The sequence below is a fragment of the Paenibacillus tepidiphilus genome, assembly GCF_008635795.1.
Lineage (GTDB): Bacteria > Bacillota > Bacilli > Paenibacillales > Paenibacillaceae > Paenibacillus_AQ > Paenibacillus_AQ tepidiphilus.
The window spans coordinates 23,372-47,907 of record NZ_VWRQ01000002.1 but is presented as its reverse complement, the minus strand read 5'-3'; the positions used below and the strand labels follow the sequence as shown (position 1 = coordinate 47,907).

Annotated in this window: 18 protein-coding genes; 10 read left to right on the top strand and 8 right to left on the bottom strand. The window is 57.5% G+C overall.

Annotation, left to right across the window (positions count from 1 at the left end):
• Positions 1–181: 181 nt before the first annotated feature.
• From F1379_RS02445 to F1379_RS02420, 6 genes are all read left to right on the top strand, one after another.
• Positions 182–1,789: an extracellular solute-binding protein gene (locus tag F1379_RS02445; protein WP_150265986.1), complete on the top strand. Its 1,608-nt coding sequence runs from the start codon at positions 182–184 to the stop codon at positions 1,787–1,789.
• 52 nt (positions 1,790–1,841) lie between these two features.
• Positions 1,842–2,417, top strand: coding sequence for a LacI family DNA-binding transcriptional regulator (locus F1379_RS02440; protein WP_150265984.1), 576 nt, complete (start codon positions 1,842–1,844; stop codon positions 2,415–2,417).
• A 46-nt stretch (positions 2,418–2,463) separates the two neighbouring features.
• Positions 2,464–3,753: an alpha-amylase family glycosyl hydrolase gene (locus tag F1379_RS02435; protein WP_150265982.1), complete on the top strand. Its 1,290-nt coding sequence runs from the start codon at positions 2,464–2,466 to the stop codon at positions 3,751–3,753.
• Between the two features lie 99 nt (positions 3,754–3,852).
• Entirely contained in the window at positions 3,853–4,776 is a 924-nt protein-coding gene (locus F1379_RS02430) for an ABC transporter permease (protein WP_150265980.1), read from the top strand.
• Between the two features lie 18 nt (positions 4,777–4,794).
• Entirely contained in the window at positions 4,795–5,718 is a 924-nt protein-coding gene (locus F1379_RS02425; RefSeq protein ID WP_150265978.1) for a carbohydrate ABC transporter permease, read from the top strand.
• A gap of 165 nt (positions 5,719–5,883) precedes the next feature.
• Entirely contained in the window at positions 5,884–8,406 is a 2,523-nt protein-coding gene (locus F1379_RS02420) for a glycoside hydrolase family 31 protein (protein WP_150265976.1), read from the top strand.
• Positions 8,407–8,800: 394 nt separating this feature from the next.
• Here the strand turns inward: F1379_RS02420 and F1379_RS02415 are convergent, their stop codons facing one another.
• Positions 8,801–10,423: an MDR family MFS transporter gene (locus tag F1379_RS02415; protein WP_150265974.1), complete on the bottom strand. Its 1,623-nt coding sequence runs from the start codon at positions 10,421–10,423 to the stop codon at positions 8,801–8,803.
• 25 nt (positions 10,424–10,448) lie between these two features.
• Complete coding sequence (locus F1379_RS02410; RefSeq protein WP_239004520.1) at positions 10,449–10,877, bottom strand: MarR family winged helix-turn-helix transcriptional regulator; 429 nt, start codon at positions 10,875–10,877, stop codon at positions 10,449–10,451.
• 378 nt (positions 10,878–11,255) lie between these two features.
• Between F1379_RS02410 and F1379_RS29935 the strand changes: the two genes are divergently transcribed.
• Both F1379_RS29935 and F1379_RS02405 read left to right on the top strand, forming a co-directional pair.
• Positions 11,256–11,420 (top strand): hypothetical protein, encoded by a 165-nt coding sequence (locus F1379_RS29935; RefSeq protein WP_203457016.1) that lies wholly within the window; start codon positions 11,256–11,258, stop codon positions 11,418–11,420.
• A 43-nt stretch (positions 11,421–11,463) separates the two neighbouring features.
• Complete coding sequence (locus F1379_RS02405; protein WP_203457015.1) at positions 11,464–12,081, top strand: glycosyltransferase family 8 protein; 618 nt, start codon at positions 11,464–11,466, stop codon at positions 12,079–12,081.
• A 153-nt stretch (positions 12,082–12,234) separates the two neighbouring features.
• On the opposite strand, the gene F1379_RS02400 is transcribed toward F1379_RS02405, so the two are convergent.
• Entirely contained in the window at positions 12,235–14,175 is a 1,941-nt protein-coding gene (locus tag F1379_RS02400) for an NAD(+) synthase (RefSeq protein ID WP_150265972.1), read from the bottom strand.
• Between the two features lie 169 nt (positions 14,176–14,344).
• Here F1379_RS02400 and F1379_RS02395 point away from each other — a divergent pair, with 169 nt between their 5' ends.
• Positions 14,345–14,914, top strand: a complete 570-nt coding sequence (locus tag F1379_RS02395; RefSeq protein WP_150265970.1) for a DUF421 domain-containing protein — start codon at positions 14,345–14,347, stop codon at positions 14,912–14,914.
• 864 nt (positions 14,915–15,778) lie between these two features.
• Here F1379_RS02395 and F1379_RS30180 read toward each other — a convergent pair.
• The 5 genes from F1379_RS30180 to F1379_RS02365 form a co-directional block, all read right to left on the bottom strand.
• Positions 15,779–17,593: a TIM barrel protein gene (locus tag F1379_RS30180; protein WP_239004519.1), complete on the bottom strand. Its 1,815-nt coding sequence runs from the start codon at positions 17,591–17,593 to the stop codon at positions 15,779–15,781.
• Positions 17,594–17,614: 21 nt separating this feature from the next.
• The gene (gene uxaC, locus F1379_RS02380; protein ID WP_150265968.1) at positions 17,615–19,015 is read right to left on the bottom strand and encodes a glucuronate isomerase; all 1,401 of its coding nucleotides are present in this window, start codon (positions 19,013–19,015) and stop codon (positions 17,615–17,617) included.
• A 44-nt stretch (positions 19,016–19,059) separates the two neighbouring features.
• Complete coding sequence (locus F1379_RS02375) at positions 19,060–20,568, bottom strand: UxaA family hydrolase (RefSeq protein WP_150265966.1); 1,509 nt, start codon at positions 20,566–20,568, stop codon at positions 19,060–19,062.
• Positions 20,569–20,623: 55 nt separating this feature from the next.
• Positions 20,624–22,039, bottom strand: coding sequence for a tagaturonate reductase (locus F1379_RS02370; RefSeq protein ID WP_150265964.1), 1,416 nt, complete (start codon positions 22,037–22,039; stop codon positions 20,624–20,626).
• Positions 22,040–22,192: 153 nt separating this feature from the next.
• Entirely contained in the window at positions 22,193–23,188 is a 996-nt protein-coding gene (locus F1379_RS02365) for a substrate-binding domain-containing protein (RefSeq protein ID WP_150265962.1), read from the bottom strand.
• A 208-nt stretch (positions 23,189–23,396) separates the two neighbouring features.
• On the opposite strand from F1379_RS02365, the gene F1379_RS02360 reads away from it, so the two are divergent.
• The gene (locus F1379_RS02360; RefSeq protein WP_150265960.1) at positions 23,397–24,350 is read left to right on the top strand and encodes a pectinesterase family protein; all 954 of its coding nucleotides are present in this window, start codon (positions 23,397–23,399) and stop codon (positions 24,348–24,350) included.
• The last annotated feature ends 186 nt before the right edge of the window (positions 24,351–24,536 follow it).

The window sequence follows — 24,536 nt, the reverse complement described above, 5'->3', positions numbered from 1 at the left end:
TCGAAAAGTCTGAATAACGTCAGCCTTATCCGGGAATTAACGGCAGAAGCAGGCTTGTTTATTTTGAAAGGTAATCCAAAAGGTCCGGATCAGAGCTATAGCGGGTCCGAATGCCGGGGCAACACTCCGCTATGATTAGACATGTAGAGAATGCACAACTTTGAAATGGGGGAATGAGGACATGAACACAGCGCATATACACCGTTCGGCTGGAAAATGGCTCACCGGCATGCTCGCGGCAGCGATGCTCATCGGCCTGGCCGGCTGCGGCGGAGGCGAAGAGAAAGAGAAGGCGGCGAATGCCGATACGGGCAGCTTCAATAAGGAAGGCTTGCCGATTGTCGGGGAGCCGGTGACGCTGAAGGTCCTGACCGTCCGCTGGGGCAGCATGGGCGATACGTTCACGCAGAACCAGTGGCTGAAGGATCTGGAGAAGAATTCAAATGTCAAAATCGAGTGGCAGGTGATGTCCTCCAACGACTGGAGCGAACAGAAATCCATTCTCCTGGCCAGCGGTACGCTGCCGGATGTGATTCTGGGCAACATTTCCTTCTCGGACTCCGACATCGTCAACAACCTGAGCTACTTCCGTCCGCTGGACGATTACATCGACCAGTACATGCCGAACCTGAAGGCAGCCATGGAAGAGACGCCGGAAATGAAGAAGATCAGCACCTTCCCCGACGGCCAAATTTACTCGCTCCCGGCCCGGCTGCCGTCCCGCCCGAAGAGCTCGCGCCAGCCGGTCATCAACAAGACCTGGCTTGACAAGCTGGGCCTTGAAGTGCCGGAGACCATCGACGAGTTGTATACGGTGATGAAGGCCTTCAAGGAGCAGGACCCGAACGGCAACGGCAAGGCCGATGAGATCCCGTACATCGAAATGGGCAACGATCTGATCAGCCCATTCGGCATTGCTGACCTTAACAACAACAATATGCTGGTCAAGGACGGCAAGGCAGTCTATTACCCGGTGTCCGAGGAGTACAAGGAAGGGCTGAAATGGGAGGCTAAGCTTTACGCCGAGGGTCTGCTGGACAAAGAAGTGTTCACCCAGGATGCGACCATGATCTCCGCCAAATACCAGAATCCGGACGCCCCCATCGTCGGCTTCACCTACCAGTGGACACCGGACGCCGTATTCGGCAAATGGAGCGACCAGTATGTGACGATTCCGCCCGTGGCCGGACCGGACGGCAACCGCTACACCATCGGGAACCCGATCGGGATGAGCCTGAACCGCAACGAGATGCTGATTACCGCGTCCTGCAAGAATCCGGAGGTCGCCGCCCGCTGGGCCGACCAGTTCTATACGGATGAAGCGAGCATCCAGAACTTCTGGGGCGCCATCGGCACCGTCATCCAGAAGAACGGCGACGATACGTATACGCTGATGGACCCGCCGCAAGGCACAAGCGCGGACGCCTGGTACTGGGAGCAATCGCTGCGCGACTTCGGTCCGAAATACGTCAGCCCGTCCTTTGAGGAGAAGATTGTGCTGAATCCGGAGACGGGCGACGGCCTCAAGCTTGAGCTGGATAAGCTGGGCAGCGAATATGTGACCACACCGTTCCCGAACGTCATGTACACCTCCGAGGAATTCGAGGAGCTGCCGACGCTGACCACCGACATCGACAGCTATGTGAATACGATGCGCGCGCAGTTCATCTCCAAGGGCGGCATTGACGAGGGCTGGGACAGCTATGTCAAGCAGCTGAACGATATGGGCCTGGAGAAGCTAATCAAAATCCGCACCGATGCGTACAGCCGTTATATGAGCGTCAAGTAAGAATACTACAGGCGGAAGCGGGCGATATCCGGACCGCAAAGGAGACTTCGAGGTGAACGTTACCATCAAGCAAGTGGCCCGCCGGGCAGGAGTCTCCTGCTCCACGGTCTCCCGCGTTGCTACCGGACGGCCGAACGTCAAGGAGGAAACCTCCCGCAGAGTGAAAAAGGTGATGGATGAGCTCGGTTACACCCCGAATATCATCGCCAAGAATCTGGTCAGCGGCACGGCGCACAGCATCTGCATGCTGCTGCCGCGTCCGGCGGAGAAGCTGCTGACCCATCTGTTCTTCATGGAGCTGGTGCGCGGAGTGCTGGCGGGAGCCGGACGGCTCGGCTTCGACATTATGCTCCAGTCTGCTGACGGAGAGCAGGAGGAGCTGGAGACGGTGGCTCGGCTGCTGCAGGGCCGGTGTGTTGACGGCGTCATCCTGCTGTCCTCCCGCCGGGACGGAGCGGCCGTGCAATTCCTGGAGCGAAGCGGCTACCCCTATGTGCGGCTCCGCAGCAGCGGGAAGGAAGAGCTGGAGAGTCTCGGTGCGCTGGCCTGGTCCGGGGGCGGTGAATCCCGCAGCTACCGGCTGGGAGCCTTGGCCTCTGCGCGGCTGATCCGGAGCATCCGGCATTAAGAGACTGCGGAAGTTCGCCGCAGAGTAGAAGGAGAGCATGCGAGATATGGCAGAAGAGACCCTCACGGCACTGCGGAATCAGGTGATCTATTCCGTATATGTCCGCAATCACAGCGGGGAAGGCACCTTCAAGGCGGTGCAGCGGGATTTGGACCGTATCCGCAGCCTGGGCGCGGATATCCTCTGGCTGCTGCCGGTACATCCCATCGGCGCAGCGAAGCGCAAGGGCACGCTTGGCAGTCCCTATGCCATCCAGGATTACCGCAGGATTAACCCGGAGCTGGGCACGGAGGACGACTTCCGGGAGCTCGTGGCAGACATTCACCGCCACGGCATGAAATGCATCATCGACGTTGTCTACAATCACACCTCGCCGGATTCCTGGCTGGCGGAGAACCATCAGGAGTGGTTCTACAAGACGCCGGAGGGCGGCTTCGGCAACCGGGTCGGCGATTGGGGCGACATTGTCGATCTGGATTACGGGCAGCCGGAGCTGTGGGACTACCAGATTGAGACGCTGAAGGGCTGGGCGGCCATTGTCGACGGCTTCCGCTGCGACGTGGCGCCGCTGGTCCCGTTGGAATTCTGGCGGCGTGCCCGTACCGAGGTGGCGAAGGTGAACCCGGACTGCTTCTGGCTTGCCGAATCCATCGAGCCGGCATTCATCCTGGATTTACGGCGCCAGGGTATGGTCAGCCATTCCGACGGAGAGCTGTTCCAGGCGTTCGACGCCTGCTACGATTACGATCTCTATCCATATTTCTGCGCCTATCTGGAGGGACAGCTCGCACTGTCCGCTTACCTGGAGAAGCTGGGCGCCCAGGAATACATCTACCCGGATAACTATGTGAAGCTGCGTTTCCTGGAGAACCATGACCGGCCGCGGGCCAGGGCGCTCATTCCCGATGAGCGGAGCCTGATGAACTGGACCGCGTTTCAATATTTCCAGAAGGGTATGCCGCTGATCTACGGCGGGCAGGAGTCGGGGAACGTCCGCTGTCCAGGGCTGTTCGATAAGGATACGGTAGACTGGGACACAGGCATCGATCTGTCCGGGCTGCTGAAGGCGCTCCATGCGGTCAAGCAGCTGGAGATCATGGCCAGCGGCAGCTGCGTCCTGCGTGCGGCGGAGGAGCAGGATACGGTCCTGGGTATGTACGCCTGGGGAGCGCAAAGGCTGCTCGGCGTGTTCAGCCTCAAGGGGCAGCCTGTCGATGTGGAGACAGAGCTGCCGGACGGCAGCTATACGAACCTGATTGACCGCAGTACGGTGACCGTGGCCGGCGGCAGGCTGGTCTGCGGCGGACAGCCCGTTATCATTCACACCACGTTATAGGCCGGAGGACAGAGAGCCGCTCCTGCGCACGGGCTTGTTGGCGCGGGGGCGGCTTTTTCAAGAGAAATAGAGTTAAGAGAAAGACAGGAGGGTTAACCCATGAAATCCGGTCAAGGAACCACCGGGCGGGCGCTTGTCTCCATCCGGCGCAATTACGGCCTGTACCTGCTGCTGCTTCCTGCAGTGACGCTGTCGCTGCTGTTCGCCTATAAGCCGATGTACGGGGTACTGATCGCATTCAAGGATTACAGCCCGGCGCTGGGAATCGGCGGAAGTCCATGGGCGGGGCTCAAATATTTCGAGAAGTTCTTCAATTCCTACCAGTTTACGAACACGATCAAGAACACGCTGATTATCAGCTTGTACAGCCTGCTCACGTTTCCCATTCCGGTCATGCTCGCTTTAATGGTCAATCAGATGCGGCCGAACCGGTTCAAGAGCTTTTTCCAGACGATCTCATATATGCCGCACTTCATTTCTACGGTAGTCATGGTTGGCCTGATGATGATTCTGCTCTCGCCCAGCACCGGGCTGCTCGGGAATCTGTACAGCCTGTTCGGGAAAGAAGCCCCCGATCTGATGGGGTCTCAAGTGCTGTTCAGCAGCGTCTATGTATGGTCTGACGTGTGGCAGCATGTCGGGTGGGACAGCATTATTTTTATCGCTGCGTTGTCGGCTGTCGATCCCAGCCTGTATGAAGCTGCAACAGTGGACGGAGCCAGCCGCTGGCACAAAATCCGCTATATCGATATCCCCATGCTGATGCCGACGGCGATCACACTGCTGATTCTGCGGGTCGGCGGCCTCCTGGGCGTCGGCTTCGAGAAGGTATACCTGATGCAGAATGACCTGAACGCGATGTCGAGCGAGATTCTGTCCACTTATGTCTACAAAATCGGCCTGCTCAGCAGCCAATACAGCTTCTCCTCGGCCATCAACCTGTTCAACACGGTCATCAATTTCATTCTGCTGATTACGGTTAACCAGATTTCCAAGAAATACAGCGAAAACAGCTTGTGGTAGAAAGGATGTGGAGCAGCTATGGGAACCCTTGAACCGGCGCTTCGGGCAAGCAAGGGCAAAATCAAAAACAACCGTTCCTCGGATACGGTGATGGAATGGGCGATGTACGCAGTGGCGGTGATCCTGCTGATCCTGCTGATGTACCCGCTGTACTTCATCGTCATCGCGTCCTTCAGTGACCCTTCGGCGGTGGCGGGCGGGCAGGTATGGCTGTGGCCGAAGGACTTTACGCTGGACGGATACAGGGAATTGCTGAAGCACAGCAATATCTGGATCGGCTACCGCAACACCATTCTATATACGGCAGCCGGTACGCTTATCGGTCTGGCCGTCAACATTCCGGCAGCCTATGCCTTGTCGCGCAGAGACCTGTTTGGCCGGAAGCTGCTGTCGCTGTTCTTTATTTTTACGATGTTCTTCAACGGCGGACTGATTCCGACCTTTCTGACTGTGCGTGACTTCCATCTGTATGACACCTTCCTGGTTATGGTGCTTCCGTTCTCGGTCGTTGTGTACAACATTATCGTCGCCCGCACGTTCTTCCAGACGAGCATTCCCGGCGATCTGTGGGAGGCGGCGCAAATCGACGGCTGCGGGAATCTTCGATACTTCGCGCAGGTCGTCCTGCCGCTCTCCAAGGCGATCATCGCCGTGCTGGGGCTATGGATCGCCGTCGGCTACTGGAATTCCTATTTCAACGCACTGATCTATCTGAAGAATCCGGATCTGTACCCGCTGCAGCTGATCCTGCGCAACATCCTGATCACCAACCAGATGCAGTCCGGCATGGGCAGCGGCGAAGCGGCGCAAATCGCCCTGCGTCTGGCCAACATGATGCGCTATTCCGTGATCATCGTCGCTACGGTGCCGATTATGTGCGTGTATCCGTTCCTGCAGAAATATTTCAACCAGGGCGTGATGATCGGCGCGGTGAAGGAGTAGGCAGAGCCTTGATGTTATGGAGACACGGTGAACATGGGGAAGAAAGCAACGGTGTCATAGGTTGAGCCTGAGTGGTGAGGGAATAACGATCATCCTAACAAATTAAGCAGAGAGGTTAGCGCTATGGAGCATACTTGGAAGACAACGGCTGGGGAGGCAGGTCAGATGGAGCAGCCAGAGCGGGGGGAAGAGGCAACGGATTCAGGAGCGATAGTGGGGCATCGGGCGAAGTCGGCGTTGCCGGGGCGGGAAGCAGCGGCAAAGGCAGAAGCAGCAGTACCCGAGCGGTGGCGGATTGCCTCCAAGCCGGTGGCCAGTTCGGAAGCGCAGATCACGGGAGACGGCTACCGCCTGACCGTGCTGACCCCGCAGCTGATCCGGCTGGAGTACAGCGCCGGGAACCGGTTCGAGGACCGGGCGACGCAGACGGTGCTGAACCGTCAATTTCCGTTCCCGGCCTTCCGCCTGATCGACCACGGCAACCGGCTGGAGCTGGTGACGGAGCGGCTGCATCTAATCTACGACAAAGGACCGTTTACGCGCCAAGGCCTGCGCATTCATGTCCGTAACGCGTCCGGGCATCTGATGGGCACCTGGCACTACGGCGAGACGCCGCCCAATCTGGGCGGGACCGCCCGGACGCTGGACAATGCCGACGGCGCGATCCCGTTGGAGCCGGGCTTGCTCTCTCGCGCCGGCTACACCGTGGTTGACGACAGCGCTTCGCTGCTGCTGGAGGAGGACGGCAGTGTCGTGCCGCGTGCCGGTGAAGGGATTGACCAGTATTTCTTCGGCTACGGCCGTGAATACACGAGATGCTTGCAGGATTTCTACAGGCTGTGCGGCCCGGCGCCGCTGCTGCCCCGCTATGCGCTCGGTAACTGGTGGAGCCGGTATTACCGTTATACCGCCGATGAATACCTGCAGCTGATGGAGCGGTTCGAACAGGAGCAGATTCCCTTCTCCGTTTCTGTCATCGACATGGATTGGCATCTCGTCGATATTGATCCGCGTTACGGTAGCGGCTGGACGGGGTATACCTGGAACCGGGAGCTGTTTCCCGATCCGCAGCAATTTCTCTCCCGGCTGCATGAGATGGGCAAGCGCGTGACGCTTAATGTTCATCCCGCAGACGGGGTACGTGCCTTCGAGGACCCGTATCTGGCCATCGCCGCCGAATTGGGCCTCGACCCCGGGAAGGGCGATGCGGTTGAGTTCGATATCACCGACCCGGCGTTCCTGCGGGCGTACTTCAAATATCTTCATCACCCGCTGGAGGAAGAGGGCGTCGATTTCTGGTGGATCGACTGGCAGCAGGGCGGAGTCAGCCGGGTACAGGGGCTGGACCCGCTCTGGATGCTGAACCACTACCACTACCTGGACAGCGGCCGCAGAGGAAGGCGGCGGCTGACCTTCTCCCGCTATGCGGGGCTCGGCAGCCACCGCTATCCGGTCGGCTTCTCCGGCGATACCATTATCACTTGGGAATCGCTGGACTTCCAGCCGTATTTCACGGCTACCGCCTCGAATGCCGGCTACGGCTGGTGGAGCCACGATATCGGCGGGCATATGCTAGGCTGCCTGGACGATGAGCTGGCGGCCAGATGGGTGCAGCTCGGCGTGTTCTCGCCGATTCTGCGTCTGCACAGCTCGGCCAGCCCGTTCAACAGCAAGGAGCCCTGGCGCTTCAATGCCATAGCCGAGCGCGTCATGAAGGAAGCGCTGCTACTGCGGCACCGCCTGATCCCGTATCTGTACACCATGAACCGGCTGGCCGGCCATGAAGGCCTGCCGCTGGTTACGCCGATGTATTACCGCCATGCGGAGCGGCAGGAGGCGTATGAGGTGCCGAACCAATATTATTTCGGCACCGAGCTGATCGCCTGCCCGCTCACCACGCCGGCCGACCGCAGCACCGGCGTTGCCGGGTTCAAGGCATGGCTGCCGGAAGGGCTCTGGATCGATTTCTTCACAGGCCGGGTGTACGACGGCGGCAGAAGGTTGTCCTTATACCGGGGGCTGGAGCAGATCCCGGTGCTGGCAAAGGCAGGGGGCATAGTGCCTATGGCCGACCTGACGGAGTATACGTCCTCGACCGCTAATCCGCAGCGGCTTGAGCTGCGGGTATTCGCCGGAGCGGACGGTGACTTCACGCTTTGGGAGGATGAGGGCGACACGCCCGAAGACTGGCCCGAAGAGCGGCCAGAAGACCGGCGCGAAGCTTGGTGCCGGACGGACATCTGCCTGAGATGGGGCGAGCGGGCAGAGCTGCTGATCGGACCGGCCGCGGGTCACACGGCGGCTATTCCGGCGCAGCGCAGCTGGAAGCTCTCCTGCGTCGGCTTCACGGATACGGAAGTTACAGTGTATGCCGGAGACCGCGGGGCTGCAGCCAGGCTGGAGTATGATGCCGCCGCCCATACCTTGACCGTGGAGATTCCGGAGCTGCCGGTCCGTGAGCCGCTCCGTGTAGTCTTCGCCGCCGCCAAGGTGGCCGAAAGCAATGCGGAAGCAGAGGTCTTCCGCCTGCTGGACCGCGCGCAGATCGCGTTCCAATGGAAGGAGTGTATTTACGCGCTGGTCCGCTTATCTCCGTCGCCTGCAGCAGTGTTGGCGGAGCTGGCATCGCTGGACCTGGAAGCGCCGCTCTACGGAGCCTTATGCGAAGTGTTGACGGCACGCATGTAACAGGAGCGCCTATATCCTTAACCTTTGACCGGTACGCTATCCGTTCCGTCGGCCATTGATAGATAAGCGCATTTCGGAACGTTAGCACTGGAGAGTGGAAGGACTGAAAGAATCCAGAAAGACCAGAAAGACCAGAAAGACCAGTCGGAGTGAAGTTTAATACCGTCATCGTTATATTAGTCTTACAGAGTTATGGTTCGCTTATAGTCCGGCAGTAACCGTCAACCATGCAATAAGAAACAAGGCTACCCCATCGTCACGGCAGCGACGGGAGTAGCCTTGTTTGGTTTATATGCGGCAACGCGAGTAACTCGCGTATTGCGGCCTTCCTTTAAATAATCAGCTGTCGGGCATATTGCCTCTGCCGGCAGCTTGTTGCCTTGAAGTCCTGGTATTACTCCACCTGCAGCTTCTTGGCGAGTGCGTCGCTCTCGGCTTCGGCCGGTGCGGCAGCCTGGTTGCTCTGGCGCAGCGGCAGCTCCTTCAGGAAGAAGACGAGGATGAAAGCGGCCACGAGGACAATGGTACCGGTCATGAACACAGTGGACAACGTCTGACCGAGCGCATCGCGGATACCGTCGATCATCTGTACGAAGAGCGGCTGCACATCAGCCGGCAGGCTGGCTTGCGTCTGCTCCAGCAGCGGCTTGTTCATCAGCGCTGTCGGATTGGCGAAGGCGGTCAGCTGCTTGGAGACCTCGGGGTCCAGCTGGCTAAGGCCTTGAGCGGCAGGAGAAGAAGTCAGCGCTTCTTTCAGATGCTTGGTCAGGTTGTTGGACATTACCGTACCCATGACGGCGATACCGATGGTGCCGCCCAGGTTACGGAACAGCTGGGTCGAAGCGGTAACGGCGCCGAGCTCCTTGTGGGAAACGGCGTTCTGCGTAGCCAGCGAGAAGACCGGCATACCCAGGCCAAGGCCCAGACCGAACACGATCATACTCAGGATGGCTACAGGCACGCTGTTCATGAAGATCATGATGGCCATACCGCCAATCATAATCGGCACGCCAGCCATCGCAAAACGTTTGTACTTCCCTTGCTTGGCAATCAGCTGGCCGGTAACGGCACTGGCAATTACCATTACAATGGACATCGGCATGGTTACATATCCGGCATACGTAGCCGAAATGCCCAGCACGCCTTGCACGAAGAAGTTCAGGTAGATGAGCGCACCCATCATGCCGAAGTTCATAATGAAGCCGATGAGATTGGAGACAGTAACGACACTGTTCTTGAACAGATGCAGCGGCAAAATCGGATTTTTCGCTTTGGTTTCCGTGAAGACAAAGATCAGTGCCGAAACGACGGAAGCGGCCAGCAGGCCCAGAATTTGTCCGGAGCCCCAGTCATATTCCGTACCGGCCCACGAGAAGGCGAGCAGCAGCGGAACAATCGTCGTGGTCAGGAACAGGGAGCCCAGATAGTCGATGCTGGTGGATTCGCCGCGTTTGGCTTTCGGGAACAGGGCCATAATCAGGACGAAGGCAACTACACCCAGCGGCAGGAAGATCCAGAACAGCCAGTGCCAGTCGAGATGGTCGATCAGATAGCCGCCAAGGGTTGGTCCCAGAACACTGGAGAAGCCGAATACGGCGGTCATCAGGCCCATCCATTTACCGCGTTCACGCGGCGGGAACAGGTCGCCTACAGCGGTGAAGGCAGTGGACTGGATAATACCGGCGCCAATCCCTTGAATCCCGCGGTAAAAAATAAACTGATGCACATTGTCGGAAGTACCGGTCAGGAACGCGCCGACCATAAACAACAGGATACCGGTCAGCAGGAACGGCTTGCGTCCGAACATATCGGACAGCTTGCCGACGAGCACAGTTGCAATCGTGGAGGTCAACAGATAGATGTTGATCGTCCAGGTGTAGAGATCCATCCCGTCGAGGATGGCGATAATGCGCGGCATAGCCGTGCTGGTAATTGTCTGGTTGATCGCGGCGAACAGCATCGCAGCCATGATGGCGATCATAATTGTAAGCTTGCGCTTATTGGATAAATGTTCCATATAATTTCTTCCCCACCATTTTTTATTATTTGTCTAATTCGGCAATCAATGTGCCAAAAATACGCCGTAAATGCTCGATATCCTCATCCGGCAAAATCCGGAAATACGACTCCAGCACCTCCCTCTGCTTGTTCTCCACCACTTTAATCAGTTCTTTGCCTTCGGTTGTAATCGTAATGTTGACCACCCGGCGGTCGCCGGAAGCGCGCTCCTTCTGCACATAACCTTCAGCCAGCAGAAAGTCTGTCACTCCTGTAATGGCGGCGGGCGTCATGTCCAGTGCGGCAGCCAGCTGCGAGACCATCATCGGCCCATCCTTGCATATAACAAACAGCGCTTTGAACTGTGTAAGGGACAACGGAAAGCCTTGCTTATTCCATTTTTGCGAAATACCCTTCAGGAAGGTCTTGAACATTGAGGAAATTTCAATGAAGTCTTTATTATGATCGGACAAAATTTCACCTCCGGAGAAACCGTGCTGCGGACAAGATAATTTAGCGCTTAATGATTAACTGATTAATAGTTAAACACTAAATTATTAAGCTGTGAACTAATATATCACCTGCCCCCGATTCCAGTCAAGGCAGCAAAATCGCTCAAAAAAAGGCAAATCTGCCCCTGACAGCCGGTTTACCGCCAGCATCAGGAGCCTATAATATTTATTCTGGCCTTTATGCCCGATGATATCGCTTGCAGGCTGGAGCTTATTTTCTCCATAAGCTGCCGATTTGATAATGGCATAGGGTACCGGGCTCTTGCAGGACATTTGCTTTCTTCTATACAATTGGAATAGGGAATCTTTCCATTACAACGTCTATAGGATGCGAAGCTCATGCGTATGAATATTCTCGTTACGTTGAATTCGCATTATATTAAGCCGCTGAAGGTCATGCTGAAATCGCTGTTTATCAACAATCCCCGGGAATGCTTTCAAACTTATCTGATGCACTCCAGCATTACGGAAGGGGGAGCTTGCCGGTATCCAGAGCTTCGTTGAGCGGGAGGGGCAGGCGGTTACTGTCATTACTGTGGGAGACGACATGTTCAGGGATGCGCCGGTTATCAAGCATTATTCCAAGGAAATGTACTACCGCATTCTGGCTTACAAATTCTTGCCTGAAGAGATGGACACCATCCTGTATCTGGACCCGGATATCATTATTATCAATGAAATCCGCAGCTTGTATGAGACCGATATTTCGCAAGCGCTGTTTGCGGAGGCTTACCATGACAGGCTCTCAGTCAAGGAGATTAACCGGCTGCGTCTGCGGCCGTATGACATCGAGGCGTACTACAACTCCGGTGTGCTGCTGATGAACCTGGCGCTGCAGCGGCAGCGGATTGATGAGCGTGAGGTGTTCGCTTTTGTGGAGGAGAACAAGCTCCGGCTGATTCTGCCCGACCAGGACATTATCAACGCCCTGTACGCCAAGGAGATCGTGAAGGTAGATGAGGTGCGCTTCAACTACGATCCCCGGTATTATTTCTATTATAAATTAGCCAGCAACGGTAGAGTGGACATGGATTACGTGGTGAAGCACAGCTCGATCATCCATTTCTGCGGCAGGAAGAAGCCCTGGAACAAGAACTACTCAGGCAACTTCCATTCGCTCTACAAGCATTATGAAAAAATCGCGCTGATGCCGCAGCCGGTATAACCCGCCCGGCTGGTCCCGGCAGCATAAACAAGGCTTCCCTTATTCGCCTGGGCGAAAGGGAAGCCTTGTTTGCAGTGGAAGCGAGGTTAGCGCAGCCTGGTACACGGGCAGAAGGGGCTGGTGGCAGTTTCACCGCCCCGGTGAGCCACTACCTTAGCCCAGCTGCTCCACCTCGCGCTGCCAGAGAGCAGCGGAAGCATCGCTCGGCATCCGCCAGTCGCCGCGCGGCGAGAGGCTGACCGTGCCGACCTTCGGCCCGTCCGGCAGGCAGGAGCGCTTGAACTGCTGCGTGAAGAACCGGTTCACGAATACGCGCAGCCAGCCGACGAGCTGCTCCCGGGTATAGCCGTCGCCGAAGGCGTGCTGGGCGAGGTGGAGAATTTTGGCCGGGCCGGCGCCTGTCCGCAGCATATAATATAAGAAGAAATCATGCACGATATAAGGGCCGAGGATATCCTCGGTGAGCTGGACGATCTCGCCTGTGGCCGACGGAGGCAGCAGCTCCGGGCTGATGCCGGTCTCAATGATGCTGGTGAGCAGCTTCTCTGCGGTCGCATCGGCCTCATGGTCGGCATACCAGCGTACGACATACTGGATCAGCGTCTTCGGAATGCCCGAGTTAACGCTGTACATCGACATATGGTCGCCGTTGTAGGTACACCAGCCAAGGGCCAGCTCGGACAAATCGCCGGTGCCGATGACAATCCCGCCGTTCTTGTTGGCGAGGTCCATCAGAATCTGCGTACGTTCGCGCGCCTGCACGTTCTCATAGGTCAGATCATGGACATCCTTGTCGTGGCCGATGTCCTTGAAATGCTGGAGGCAGGCCTCCTTGATATCGACCACCATCAGCGAAGCGCCAAGCGCCTTGATCAGGCCGACGGCGTTGTCGTAGGTGCGGTTCGTCGTGCCGAAGCCCGGCATCGTCACCGCGAGCACATCGCTGGCCGGACGGCCGAGCTGTTCCATGGCCCGGACGGCCACCAGCAGCGCCAGCGTCGAATCCAGCCCGCCGGAGATGCCGATGACGGCCTGCTTCGTGCCGATGTGCCGGATACGCTTCATCAGGCCCGAGGTCTGGATGGACAGGATCTCCCGGCAGCGCTCGTCCCGCTGCTGCGGATTGCCCGGCACGAACGGATTCATCGCCACCATGCGCTTTAGCTTGCGTTCCATATTCTGCGGAGCGGGCTCCGCATAGGTGATCTCGCGATAGTTGCGGCGGCCCTTGCCGGAGCGGAAGGTGCCCATTACCGTACGCGAGTACTGGAGACGCGGCACATCGATATCGGCGATGGTCAGCCGGCTCTCAAAGGTGAACCGCTCCGACTCCGCGAGCAGCTGGCCGTTCTCGGCAATCAGCGAATGGCCGCCGAACACGACATCCGTCGTCGATTCCCCGGCGTTCGCACCAGCATAGACATAAGCCGCCACGCAGGAGGCGGACTGGCTGCTGACGAGCTGACGGCGGTAATCGGCCTTGCCGACCAGCTCATTGCTGGCCGACGGGTTGAACAGCAGCACCGCGCCGGCCTGGGCCAGCAGGCTGCTCGGCGGAACCGGTACCCACAGGTCCTCGCAGATTTCCACGCCGAAGGACAGATTGTCGTTGTCCTCATGAACGAAGATCAGATCCTTGCCGATAGGTACGCTGCTGCCCCCGATCCGCAGCTCGGTGACTTCCAGCTCTTCGGCCTCTGCGAACCAGCGGGGCTCATAGAATTCACTGTAGCCGGGCAAGCAGGTCTTGGGCACGATGCCCAGTATTTTACCCCGCTGCAGAACGGCGGCACAATTAAAGAGCCTTCCTTTAATAGAAAGCGGGACCCCGGCGATGACGACGAGCTGCCGTCCTTCCGTGGCGGCAGCCAGCTTGAGCAGGGACTGCAGCGCTGCATCCAGCAACGTTTGCTGCAGGAATAAGTCCGCACAGGTATAACCCGTAATGCACAGCTCGGGCAGAACCAGATACTCGGCCTGCTGCTCCTGGGCTTGCCGGATCACCTCGATGATTTGCGTGGTGTTAAACTCGCAATCGGCCACCCGCAGCTCCGGGGAGCCGGCGGCTACTCTTGCGAATCCGAAATTTTGCATGGATTTCACCTGTTTCTTTGGAATAATGAGTTCTTCAATACATTGTACCCATCCTGTGTATGCATTAACAAGTGCGGCCTTTCAGTGCCAGCGGAGGGCAGGACTGGAATAGGGGGAGGGTGAAATGCCAACGCTATACTTACATACTCTAGTGTAAGGGGGAGATTTCTTGGACTGGATCTGGAAATCGGTGCTGCTGGTCTTCGCCGGTATGATTCTGCTGCGCATTGCCGGACGCAAATCGATTTCACAAATGACCATCGCGACTACAGTAATCATGATTTCGATCGGGACGACAATCGTTCAGCCGATTGCCAACCATGAATTATGGAAGGCCATTGGCTCGGCTGCGGTGTTTATCCTCTTCCTGCTGCTGATCGAGTATTTACAATTGAAGTTTGATTGGATGGAGCGGCTGTTGAACGGACGTGCGAAGGTCCTGGTGGAGAATGGCCAAATTCAGACACAGAACCTGCATTCCCTGCGGATGACGGTGGACCAGTTGGAGATGCGCCTGCGCCAGACTGGAATCGCCCGGATCAGCGACTTGAAATTTGTCACGCTGGAGCCTAACGGGGAGCTTGGGTATGAGCTGATGGCGCATGCCCAGCCGGTGACCGTCGGTGACCTGGAACGCCTGCTCGGTGCCAAGCTGTCAGCACCCCCGGGACCGGACAGCATGTTCCGGGAAACGGCAGGTGAGCGGCATCCGTCTCCGGTTGATCCCAAGCTGCAGTAGTGAGAGGGTAGCTAATAAAGAGGGAACTTAATACAAGCAGCGAGGGCTCCGAGTAAGAGAACTCACTGCTTTTTGTTTTGTTATAAAGGAGCATGTATTTCTAACTTGAGACGTTTCAAAATTTACAGCAAGTCGCCGCTTGGGAGCAGCATGTTCTTCTTTCTGGGATTATCAGTGCCCGGAATATCTCACAGTTAATCTTCACGTTAGTCTGTTCTTCTAATTCTTCGACTGCTGAGTGAATGGAGCTTTCGGCGTAATGGCAGCATCCTTACAGATCTTAGAGTCTTTGCACAGCACTCTTATATAGAGACAATCGGTGAGGTACCATCCGCCTCATTTGCAAAGAAGTTTGCTGATGGGACGGCGCCCATCGGAACATCACCCCATCGGAACATCACCCCATCGGAACGCACCCCATTGGGCGCGACATTCCTTGGAAGCTTTAAATGCATTTTGTACAACTAAAACTGTTGGTTGCCGGGTAAATGTGGCTATAATTGCATTTGGTGCAACTAAAATCCGATCAAAATGCCTTTTCCTTGGATTTCGTTCAGTTTAAATGTACGAAATACAACTAAACTCCCCGGAGAGCTGCTTTTGTACTATATAGATGTATGAAATACAACTATCGTCCTTTGGTGGCTTTTACTTAACGATGCTGGAGGATAAGACATCACGATCTCTTGTCCTATCATGAGTAGGGTAGAGTGATGGGTGCCGCAAAGGAAAGAATCATTTAGGCGATAAGCACACCAGAAGCACGAAGAAGCAACGCTGCCCTTACGGAAGCGTTGCTTCTTCGTCGTACTGTAATTCACTTCCGGTCTAGTCCCGGATAGATTTTGGATATACTGTCCACGTCTATACCTCTTCATACAACCGCTGCAGGTAAGCGATGCTTCCCGGCAGATGCTCTTCGGTGGTGCTCTCCAGGATGCCCTGGATATGCGGGCGTTTATATTTCATATAGTGCAGGATCGGCGCGAATTGCAGTCTGCCCTGCCCGACGGGGACTATGACGATCTGCCCGTCCCTTACGTCAAAATCCTTGAGATGGATGACGGCAATCCGCTCATCCAGCAGCTCCAGCGCCTCGCAGATGACCTCTTCCTGCCGGGTATAGTTGTCAGGTGACATCAGGTTCGCGCAGTCGAGGATGATCTGCAGGTTATTCGACGGTACCAGCTCCAGCAGCCGCTTGGCCAGGGGAGCGGAGTGCAGCGGATGGTTCTGGCCGGCCTCGATGCCGACCGTCACCCCAAAGCGCTCCGCTTCCGCGACCATCCGCCGTACGGAATCGACGACCTTCAGGAAGGCTTCCTCCGTAAAGTTGTCGGTCGTGTACCCCTGGCCGACGCTGCCGGTCTCCGTTCCAACGAGGCTGGCACCGAAATCTCGGGCCAGACGCAGGTGCGCGGCGAAGTCCCGAAGGGCCTGCTCTCTAATGGCAGGCTCGGTCGCTACAATGTTGACGTAGCAGCCGAGCACAGCGATCCGGATGCCTGCCTGACGGAACGCATCGCCGAAATGGGCGGCCGTTCCGGGGCTTAAGGAGGACAGCGCAGGCACGCTTTCTGGGAACGATTTGCGCACCGCGAACTGGATATGGTTGAAACGGTAAGCCTGCAGCTTCCCGACGAGCTCCGGCAGCGATTGATGCCGGATGTCATGGGCGCGGACGCCGAGGTTCAGCGGGATGCCGGGGATAGGATTCGAGCTGTGCTCAGATCCGGCCAACTTAGCCCGCGCTGCGGCACTCTCGGCTGTATTCCCAGCACTGCTCCCCGCGCCGCTGACAGCGGCATTCCTCGCACTGCTCCCCGCGCCGCTGACAGCGGCATTCCTCGCACTGCTCCCCGCGCCGCTGACAGCGGCATTCCTCGCACTGCTCCCCGCGCCACTGTCAGCAGCATTCCCAGCACTGCTCCCCGCGCTGACAGCGGCATTCCCAGCACAGCTCCCCGCGCCGCGCTCAGCCGCATTCTCCGCGATGCTCCCCACGCCCCGCACCAGCTCGGCCAATGCTGCACAGCCGGCGAGGGCGGCGGCGATAAGCTCCGCTATGCATTCTGCACCATCCTCGCTAAAGTGCGTATCGTCTGTCACACCCTCCGGATAATTCGGATGCTCACCCGGAGCCAGGTGCAGGAGCAGCCGCCTGGAGTCTTCGATTCCAAGCGACCGGTACAGCTCCTGCGAAGCGGCAAAGATGTCCAGCAGCGGCGTTCCCGTGGCTTCAGCCACTTCGCGCATCGCCTGCGGATAGGCCCCCACCGCAAGCGGGTCGGGCTCACCATCCGCCGTGAAGCGGCGCCGGCTGACCGAGGTCAGCAGCACGGGGAAGCCCCCGCGGCTGCGGGCGGCTTCGATGAACAGCTGCAGATTGCTGCGGTATTCCGTATTCGGATCGCTATAACGCAGCGGGTCTTCAATCTTCTCGTCGTTATGGCCGAACTGGATGAACAGGTAGTCCCCGCTGCGGAAATCGCGGATAATCCCGTCTAATCTTCCTTCAGCGATAAACGATTTTGTGCTACGGCCGTTAATGGCCCGGTTGTCTACAGCAATGCCGGGAGCAAGCAGCTTCGGCAGATGCTCGCCCCAGCCGGTCTCGGGCTTGCGGTCCGCAGCCTTCTGTGCGGCTGTAGAATCGCCGGCAATGTAGATGGTAGGCATATAGATGCGCTCCTTCCAACCTTATTCGGCCGACTCAAAGCCGAAATAACCGGCGGCATTGTTGTAGGAGATGTCCTCAACGAGCTTGCCGAGCAGGGCGGCATCATCCGGCGCTTCGCCGCGGTCAGCCAGCTCGCCGAGCAGGCCGCACAGCACCCGGCGGAAGTATTCATGCCGGGTATAGGACAGGAAGCTGCGGGAATCCGTCAGCATGCCGACGAAGTTGCCGAGCAGCCCGCCTTCGGCCAGCAGCGTCATCTGCTGGCGCATGCCGCTGTAGGTGTCGTTGTACCACCAGCCGGAGCCGAGCTGGATTTTGCCGACAGTATCCTTCTGGTAGCAGCCCATGAGGGCAAGCAGGGAAGGGTAGTCGCCGGGATTCAGCGAGTAGAGGATGGTCTTCGGCAGTCCTGAGCCGCATTCCGCGCGGTCCAGCAGCTGCGACAGCGATTCGGTCAGCGGCAGATCGTTCAGGCCGTCATAACCGGTATCCGGACCCAGCTTCTTAAACATCGGCGTATTATTGTTGCGGTAAGCATGGATATGCAGCTGCATCGTCCAGCCCTTGTCATGGTAGAAGCCAATCAGCGCCGTCAGCAGCTCTGTACGATACAGAGTAATCTCTTCCGGAGACAGCTTCTCGCCGTTCAGGCGCTTGGCAAGAATCCGTTCGCACTCGGCCTCGTCGCCTGCCCGGTAGCGCAGCACGTCCAGCGCGTGGTCGGAGAGGCGGCAGCCATTCTCATGGAAGAAGTCGACGCGGCCGCGCAATGCATCCAGCAGGGCTGAATAGGAATCCACGTTGGTGCCGGACACTTCCGCGAGCTTCGCCAGCCAGTCCGCAAAGCCCGGAGCGTCGATGTTCAGCGCCTTGTCGGGACGGAAGGTCGGAAACACGCTGAAGGAAGTTTCCTCTTCCTTGAGCAGACGGTGATATTCGAGCGAATCCACCGGGTCGTCGGTGGTGCAGATCACCTTGACCTTCGAGCTGCGGATCAATCCGCGCCGTGTAAATTCCGGCTCCGCCAGCTTACGGTTGACTTCCTCCCAGATGGCCGGAGCGGTGTCTTCATTCAGCGGCGTGTCGACGCCGAAGAACCGGCGCAGCTCCAGATGGGTCCAGCTGTAGAGCGGGTTCCCGATTGCCTTCGGCAGGGTCCGCGCCCAGGCCAGGAATTTGTCATAGTCGGAGGCGTCGCCCGTAATATGTGATTCCGGTACACCGTTGGCCCGCATGAGGCGCCACTTATAGTGGTCCCCGTAGAGCCAGGCAGCGGTCAGGTTGGCGAACGGACGGTCTTCATAAATTTCCTTCGGGTCCAGATGGCAATGGTAATCGATGATCGGCATGTCTTTGGCATATTGGTGAAACAGAGCTTTGGCGGTATCGGTGGTCAACAGAAAATCATCATTTAGAAACATGAACGCGTCTCCCTTAACTCATAATAGAAATAATAGTCCGGATATTAGAGCGTAACCCCTGTTTTGAAAATCGCCAGCTCGCGCACTTCGTTCTGCTCATTCCGTGTCTTCTCGCCGCTGGCTACGCGGATAATATAATCAATAAATTCCTCAAGCACCTTCTCCATGGGCTCTTCAAGCAGCGGTCCGGCGTTGAAGTCCATCCAGTGCCCCTTCTTGGCGTACAGCTCGTTGTTCGTCGCCACCTTGACGGTCGGCACGAAGCTGCCGAACGGTGTTCCACGGCCAGTGGTGAACAGCACCAGCTGGCAGTCGGAGGCAGCCAGTGCGGAAGCGGCCACGAGGTCATTGCCCGGTGCCTGCAGCAGGCTGAGCCCCTTCTTGCGCAGCTTCACGCCGTATTGCAGCACATCCACGACCGGCGAGGAGCCGGCTTTCTGGGTGCAGCCCAGCGATTTGTCCTCCAGTGTGCTGATACCGCCGGCTTTGTTGCCCGGGGAAGGATTCTCATACACAGGCTCCCCGTAAGAAAGGAAGTATTGCTTGAAGTTGTTGATCAGCGAGACGATATCCTCGAATACCTCGCGGCTCTCGGCACGGGCCATAAGCACCTTCTCGGCGCCGAACATCTCGGGAACTTCGGTAAGCACCGAGGTGCCGCCCTGGGAGATGATGAAGTCAGAGAATGCTCCGAGCAGCGGATTGGCGGTAATACCGGAGAAGCCGTCGGAGCCCCCGCATTTGAGCCCGATATTCAGCTCGCTGAGCGGCACCGGCTCCCGCGCGTCGTCCTTGGCCGCCTCGTACAGCTCATCGAGCAGTGTGAGGCCGGCTTCGACCTCGTTCCCGACTTCCTGGGCAACGAGGAATTTGACCCGGTTCTCGTCGTAATCGCCAAGTATGCTGCGGAACTCCGAGACAATGTTATTCTCGCAGCCCAGTCCGAAGACAAGCACGCCGCCGGCGTTCGGATGGTTGACGGCATCCAGCAGGATGCTGCGGGTCATCTTGTGGTCGTCGCCCAGCTGCGAGCAGCCGTAAGGATGCTTCAGCACGGTCAGATTGTCGAAGCCGCCCAGATCGGGATGGCTGGCCTTGAACTCCTGGATCATCTGCTCGGCGATACCGTTGACGCAGCCGACGGTAGGGATAATAAACAGCTCGTTGCGGATGCCAACCTTGCCATTCTTGCGGCGGTAGCCCTGGAAGGTCAGATTGCGTTGGGGATAAACCACCGGATGCAGCTCAGGCTTATATTCATATTCTTCTTCTCCGGCCAGATTGGTCTTGACGTTATGGGTGTGCACCCAGTCGCCGGCCTCAATATCCGAGATGGCGTGGCCGATCGGAGAACCGTATTTAATAACATTTTCGTCTGTTTTGATATTCGTCAGTGCTATTTTATGCCCCTGCGGAATATCCTGGCGGGCTGTAACCTTCACTCCGCTGATTTCCAGCTCTTCTCCGGCAGTGACAGGGCGCAGGGCTACCGCCACCGTATCGCGGGCATTCATTTTCATCAGTCGTTTCACGTTAAGCGTCGCTTCTTGCATTTGGACCACCCTCCTGAAAGTTGTAAATGTCTGTCCCATTCATTCGAGAAAAGCATTACTGAACAACAAGCTGCACCAGAACAGAGCGGCTGTCCTGACTCTCCAGCTTCTGCAGGTCGGCCTCAAGCGCATCCTTAAGCCCCGGAACCTGTGTCAAATCCTGGCCCCACAGACTGTCATCGCTGAGAATGCGCTGCAGGAAGCTTCCACGGTCGCTCCACGCGCGGTCAAAGGTCTCCAGCACATCGGCGCCGTCCTGACGGGCGATCCGGTCACCGCGGTAGCTGAGCAGCAGTCCGGCCAAAGCCAGCGTCATCCGCTGCGGCAGTACGCCGCGTTCCTGACGGTAACGGAGTAATACAGGCAGCAGCCGTGTCTTGAATTTGGAGATGCTGTTCAGCGAAATAGAGGTCAGCTCGTGGCGGATAAAAGGATTCTTGAACCGCTCCAATACGGCATCCGCATAGGAACGCAGCTCCGATTCCGGCAGATCGAGCATCGGGATCAGCTCCTCCTGCATCAATTCCTGCACGAAACGGTAAAAGGCGGAATCGTTCATCACATCCTCGACGGTCTGCAGGCCGGCCAACAGGCCCAGCGGAACCATCGCCGTATGCGGACCGTTCAGCAGATGCACCTTGCGTTCACGGTAAGGTGTCATGTCAGCGGTGACGACAACGTTCAGTCCGGCTTTGGCCAGCGGCAGCTTCTCTTCCAGCCAGGCGGGTCCTTCGATGACCCAGAACAGGAACGGCTCGGCGGTAACCATCAGATTGTCGAGGTAGCCCAGCTCTTCCTCCAGCTGAGCTGCCTTGTCGCGGGGATAGCCCGGAACGATGCGGTCTACCAGACTGCAGCAGAACGTATTTTCGTTCTCCAGCCAGCTCAGGAAGCCCTCGCCCAGCTGCCAGTCTGCCGCATAACGGCGGACGATTTCCAGCAGCTTCTCGCCGTTGCGGTCGATCAGCTCGCACGGAATAATGACAAAGCCCTTCTTGCCGAGCTCATAGCGTCTGTGCAGCAGGGCCGTCAGCTTGGCCGGGAAGCTCTTGGGCGGTACATCGGTGGCAGCGTCACCTGCATGATAGGCAATGCCGGCTTCCGTAGTATTCGAGGTGATGAACTCCAGCTCATCATTCTCGGCCAGTGCGAGGTAGGCTTCGTATTCGGTATAAGGATTAATCACCCGGCTGACACTGGTGATGATCTCGCGGGAGTTGACGGACTGCTGGTTCATAATGCCGTTCAGCAGCACCGTGTACAGATTGTCCTGCTGTGCCATTAGCTCGCCGAGGCCCTGTTCAATCGGCTGCACGAGTACGGCGCTGCCGCCGAACAGCCCTTGGGAGTTCATCTGGTGCAGCTGCCAGTCTACGAAGGCGCGCATAAAGTTGCCTTCGCCAAACTGGATCATCTTCTCGGGATATACCGGCAGATCGGGACGGGAAGAGCGGGAAAGTCGGTTAGTCATAAGAGTCACAAGTCTCCTTTTAAAATGTTTTAGAATGATGCACACGTGAACATTTTATTTAAAAAATGGACTCCTTGCCGCATAGCTTGCAGAAGCTCGGGAGAGCCTGCAATGGCAGGAGTTTTTTTAAATACGGAAGCGGTATGGGCCACGTTACAAAGCAGTAACAGTGTCCCGGATCATCAGCGACGTCTTCACAAACAGCTGCTGCGGGTTCTGCCCGGGCTGCTGCATCAGCTGGATCAGCATCTTCGTGCCAAGCTCGCTGATGTCTGCAATCGGCTTGCGCACGGTAGTGAGCGCCGGATTAGTGTAGCGCGCGAACATAATATCGTCGAAGCCGATCAGCGAGACCTGCTGCGGAACGGCTGCGCCGTGGGCATAGCAGGCATTCATCGCGCCAATGGCCATGTCGTCGTTCGAGCAGAACACGGCAGTCGGCGGATCGGCCAGATTGAGCAGGGCGGTCATTGCCGAATATCCGCTGTCGATGCTGTAGTCACCGGCGGCGAAATACTCCGGACTGAGGCTCAGCCGGTGGGCAATCAGGCTGTCCATGAACCCTTGCTTACGCTCGGTGGATGATTTAAAGCCCGGCTTGCCTTCAATAATAGCGAACTTCCGGTGACCCTGCGATACCGCATAATCCAGCGCCTCTTTGACGCCTTCGCGGTCATTGGCCACCACATTCATAATGCCCGGGTCCTCCAGCTGGCGGTTCAGCACTACAAGCGGAATGCCCATCGTCTTGACATGATAGATAAAAGCGTTGTCCTCGTCGCTCTGGCTCATGACCAGAATACCATCGAAACGCTGCGGCTGAATCGCCGCAAAGTGCTGTACGCTGTCGATGCCGTGTACCGTCAGGTTGTAATTCTCGTCCAGCACATGGCTGATGCCCTTGATGGCATCCACCAGGAAGCTGGAGGAGGTTCCCTGCTCGATACTGGAGAAGAACAGCCCGATTGTGAAGGAGCGCTTGGTCACCAGACTCTTGGCGCTGTAATTGGGCACATAATTCATTTCGGCGGCGATTCGCTCAATGCGGTCCCGGGTGACCTTCTTGATCAGCGGGCTGCCGTTGAGCGCCCGGGATACGGTCGTATGGGAGACGCCGGCGACACGGGCGATATCCTTGATGGTGATCATAACATCTCTCCGGGCTGCAGTATTGTTAACGATTACAGTTTAGTTCTTACTACGCGCCAAGTCAAGGTTTAAATGAAATGCACACGTTAAAATTTTTCTGGAATTGCGATGCGCAGGACGCTATAATTTAGATGCTTGCCTGAACGAAATGACAACAGTGAATAATCGGTGAACAACGAATGGGCTGGAGGAACAAGGAGGAGCATTTATGCTGGTTGGACAAGAGCTGTTTTGCGATTACAGTACGGTACAGGACGCGGTCGACGCCCTGGAGCGTCTGCCATCGGGCGAACCGCAGACGCTGGTGATACTGCAGGGAGTTTATGAAGAAAATGTGGCGATTTACCGTTCGGATCTGACAATTATTGGCCTCGGCCAGGTTGAAATCAGGGGCTCCCGCTATGCACGGGAACGGAACGAGGCAGGCGAGGAGCTCGGCACCTTTGGGACGCCGACCCTGTTCCTGGGGGGGAGCAGGCTGCGGCTCTCCAATCTGACGGTGACCAATGCGGCGGGCCAGGGAGAGACTGTCGGTCAAGCGCTGGCCGTGTATGCCAATTGCGATGAGACGGTCTTCAGCGGCTGCACGTTCAAGGGCCACCAGGACACCCTCTTTACCGGACCGCTGCCGCTGGTGAACAAGCAGGGCTTTTCATTCGGCGGCATCCCGCTGCGGGAGCAGCATGAGCAGTATCGCCAGCTCTACCGCGACTGTTACATTGAAGGAACGGTGGATTTTATTTTCGGCGGGGCGACGGCTTACTTCGAGCGCTGTGAAATCCGCAGCCTGCGGCGCGATTCGGACAGCCCCTCTTATGTAACGGCAGCTTCCACGCCGGAAGGCCGTGCTTATGGGTATGTGTTTCAGGGCTGTTACTTTACCGCCGAAGAAGGCGTGGGTCAGGTATTTCTGGGGCGGCCTTGGCGGGGCTATGCCCGGACTGAACTGGCCGGCTGTCTGCTGGGCGGACATATTCATCCGCTGGGCTGGGACAATTGGGGCAACCCGGACAATGAAGCGACGGTCACCTACCGGGAATATGGTGTACCTGCCGGCGACCCGCTGCGGGCGGCCAGGACAGCCTGGACCCAGCTGCCTGAAGCTGAAGTGCAGGCGCCTGACCTTGGGGCGGTGTTTCCCGGGACGGAATTTTGGCGGTAAGCACGCCGGCCGCTTAAGCGCTTAATGATTCGGGCCCAGAGCCGGCATCCGTGGGCTGATTAATTTACAAACAACTGCTTAAGGACGGTGAACTGCAGCAGGGCCGCCCTTTGCGCACGGGAATTCCGCCCGGCAGCTTGAACCGTGAATAAGGGGGTTTCCCAAAGAGCCGTGCAGCGGCTGCTT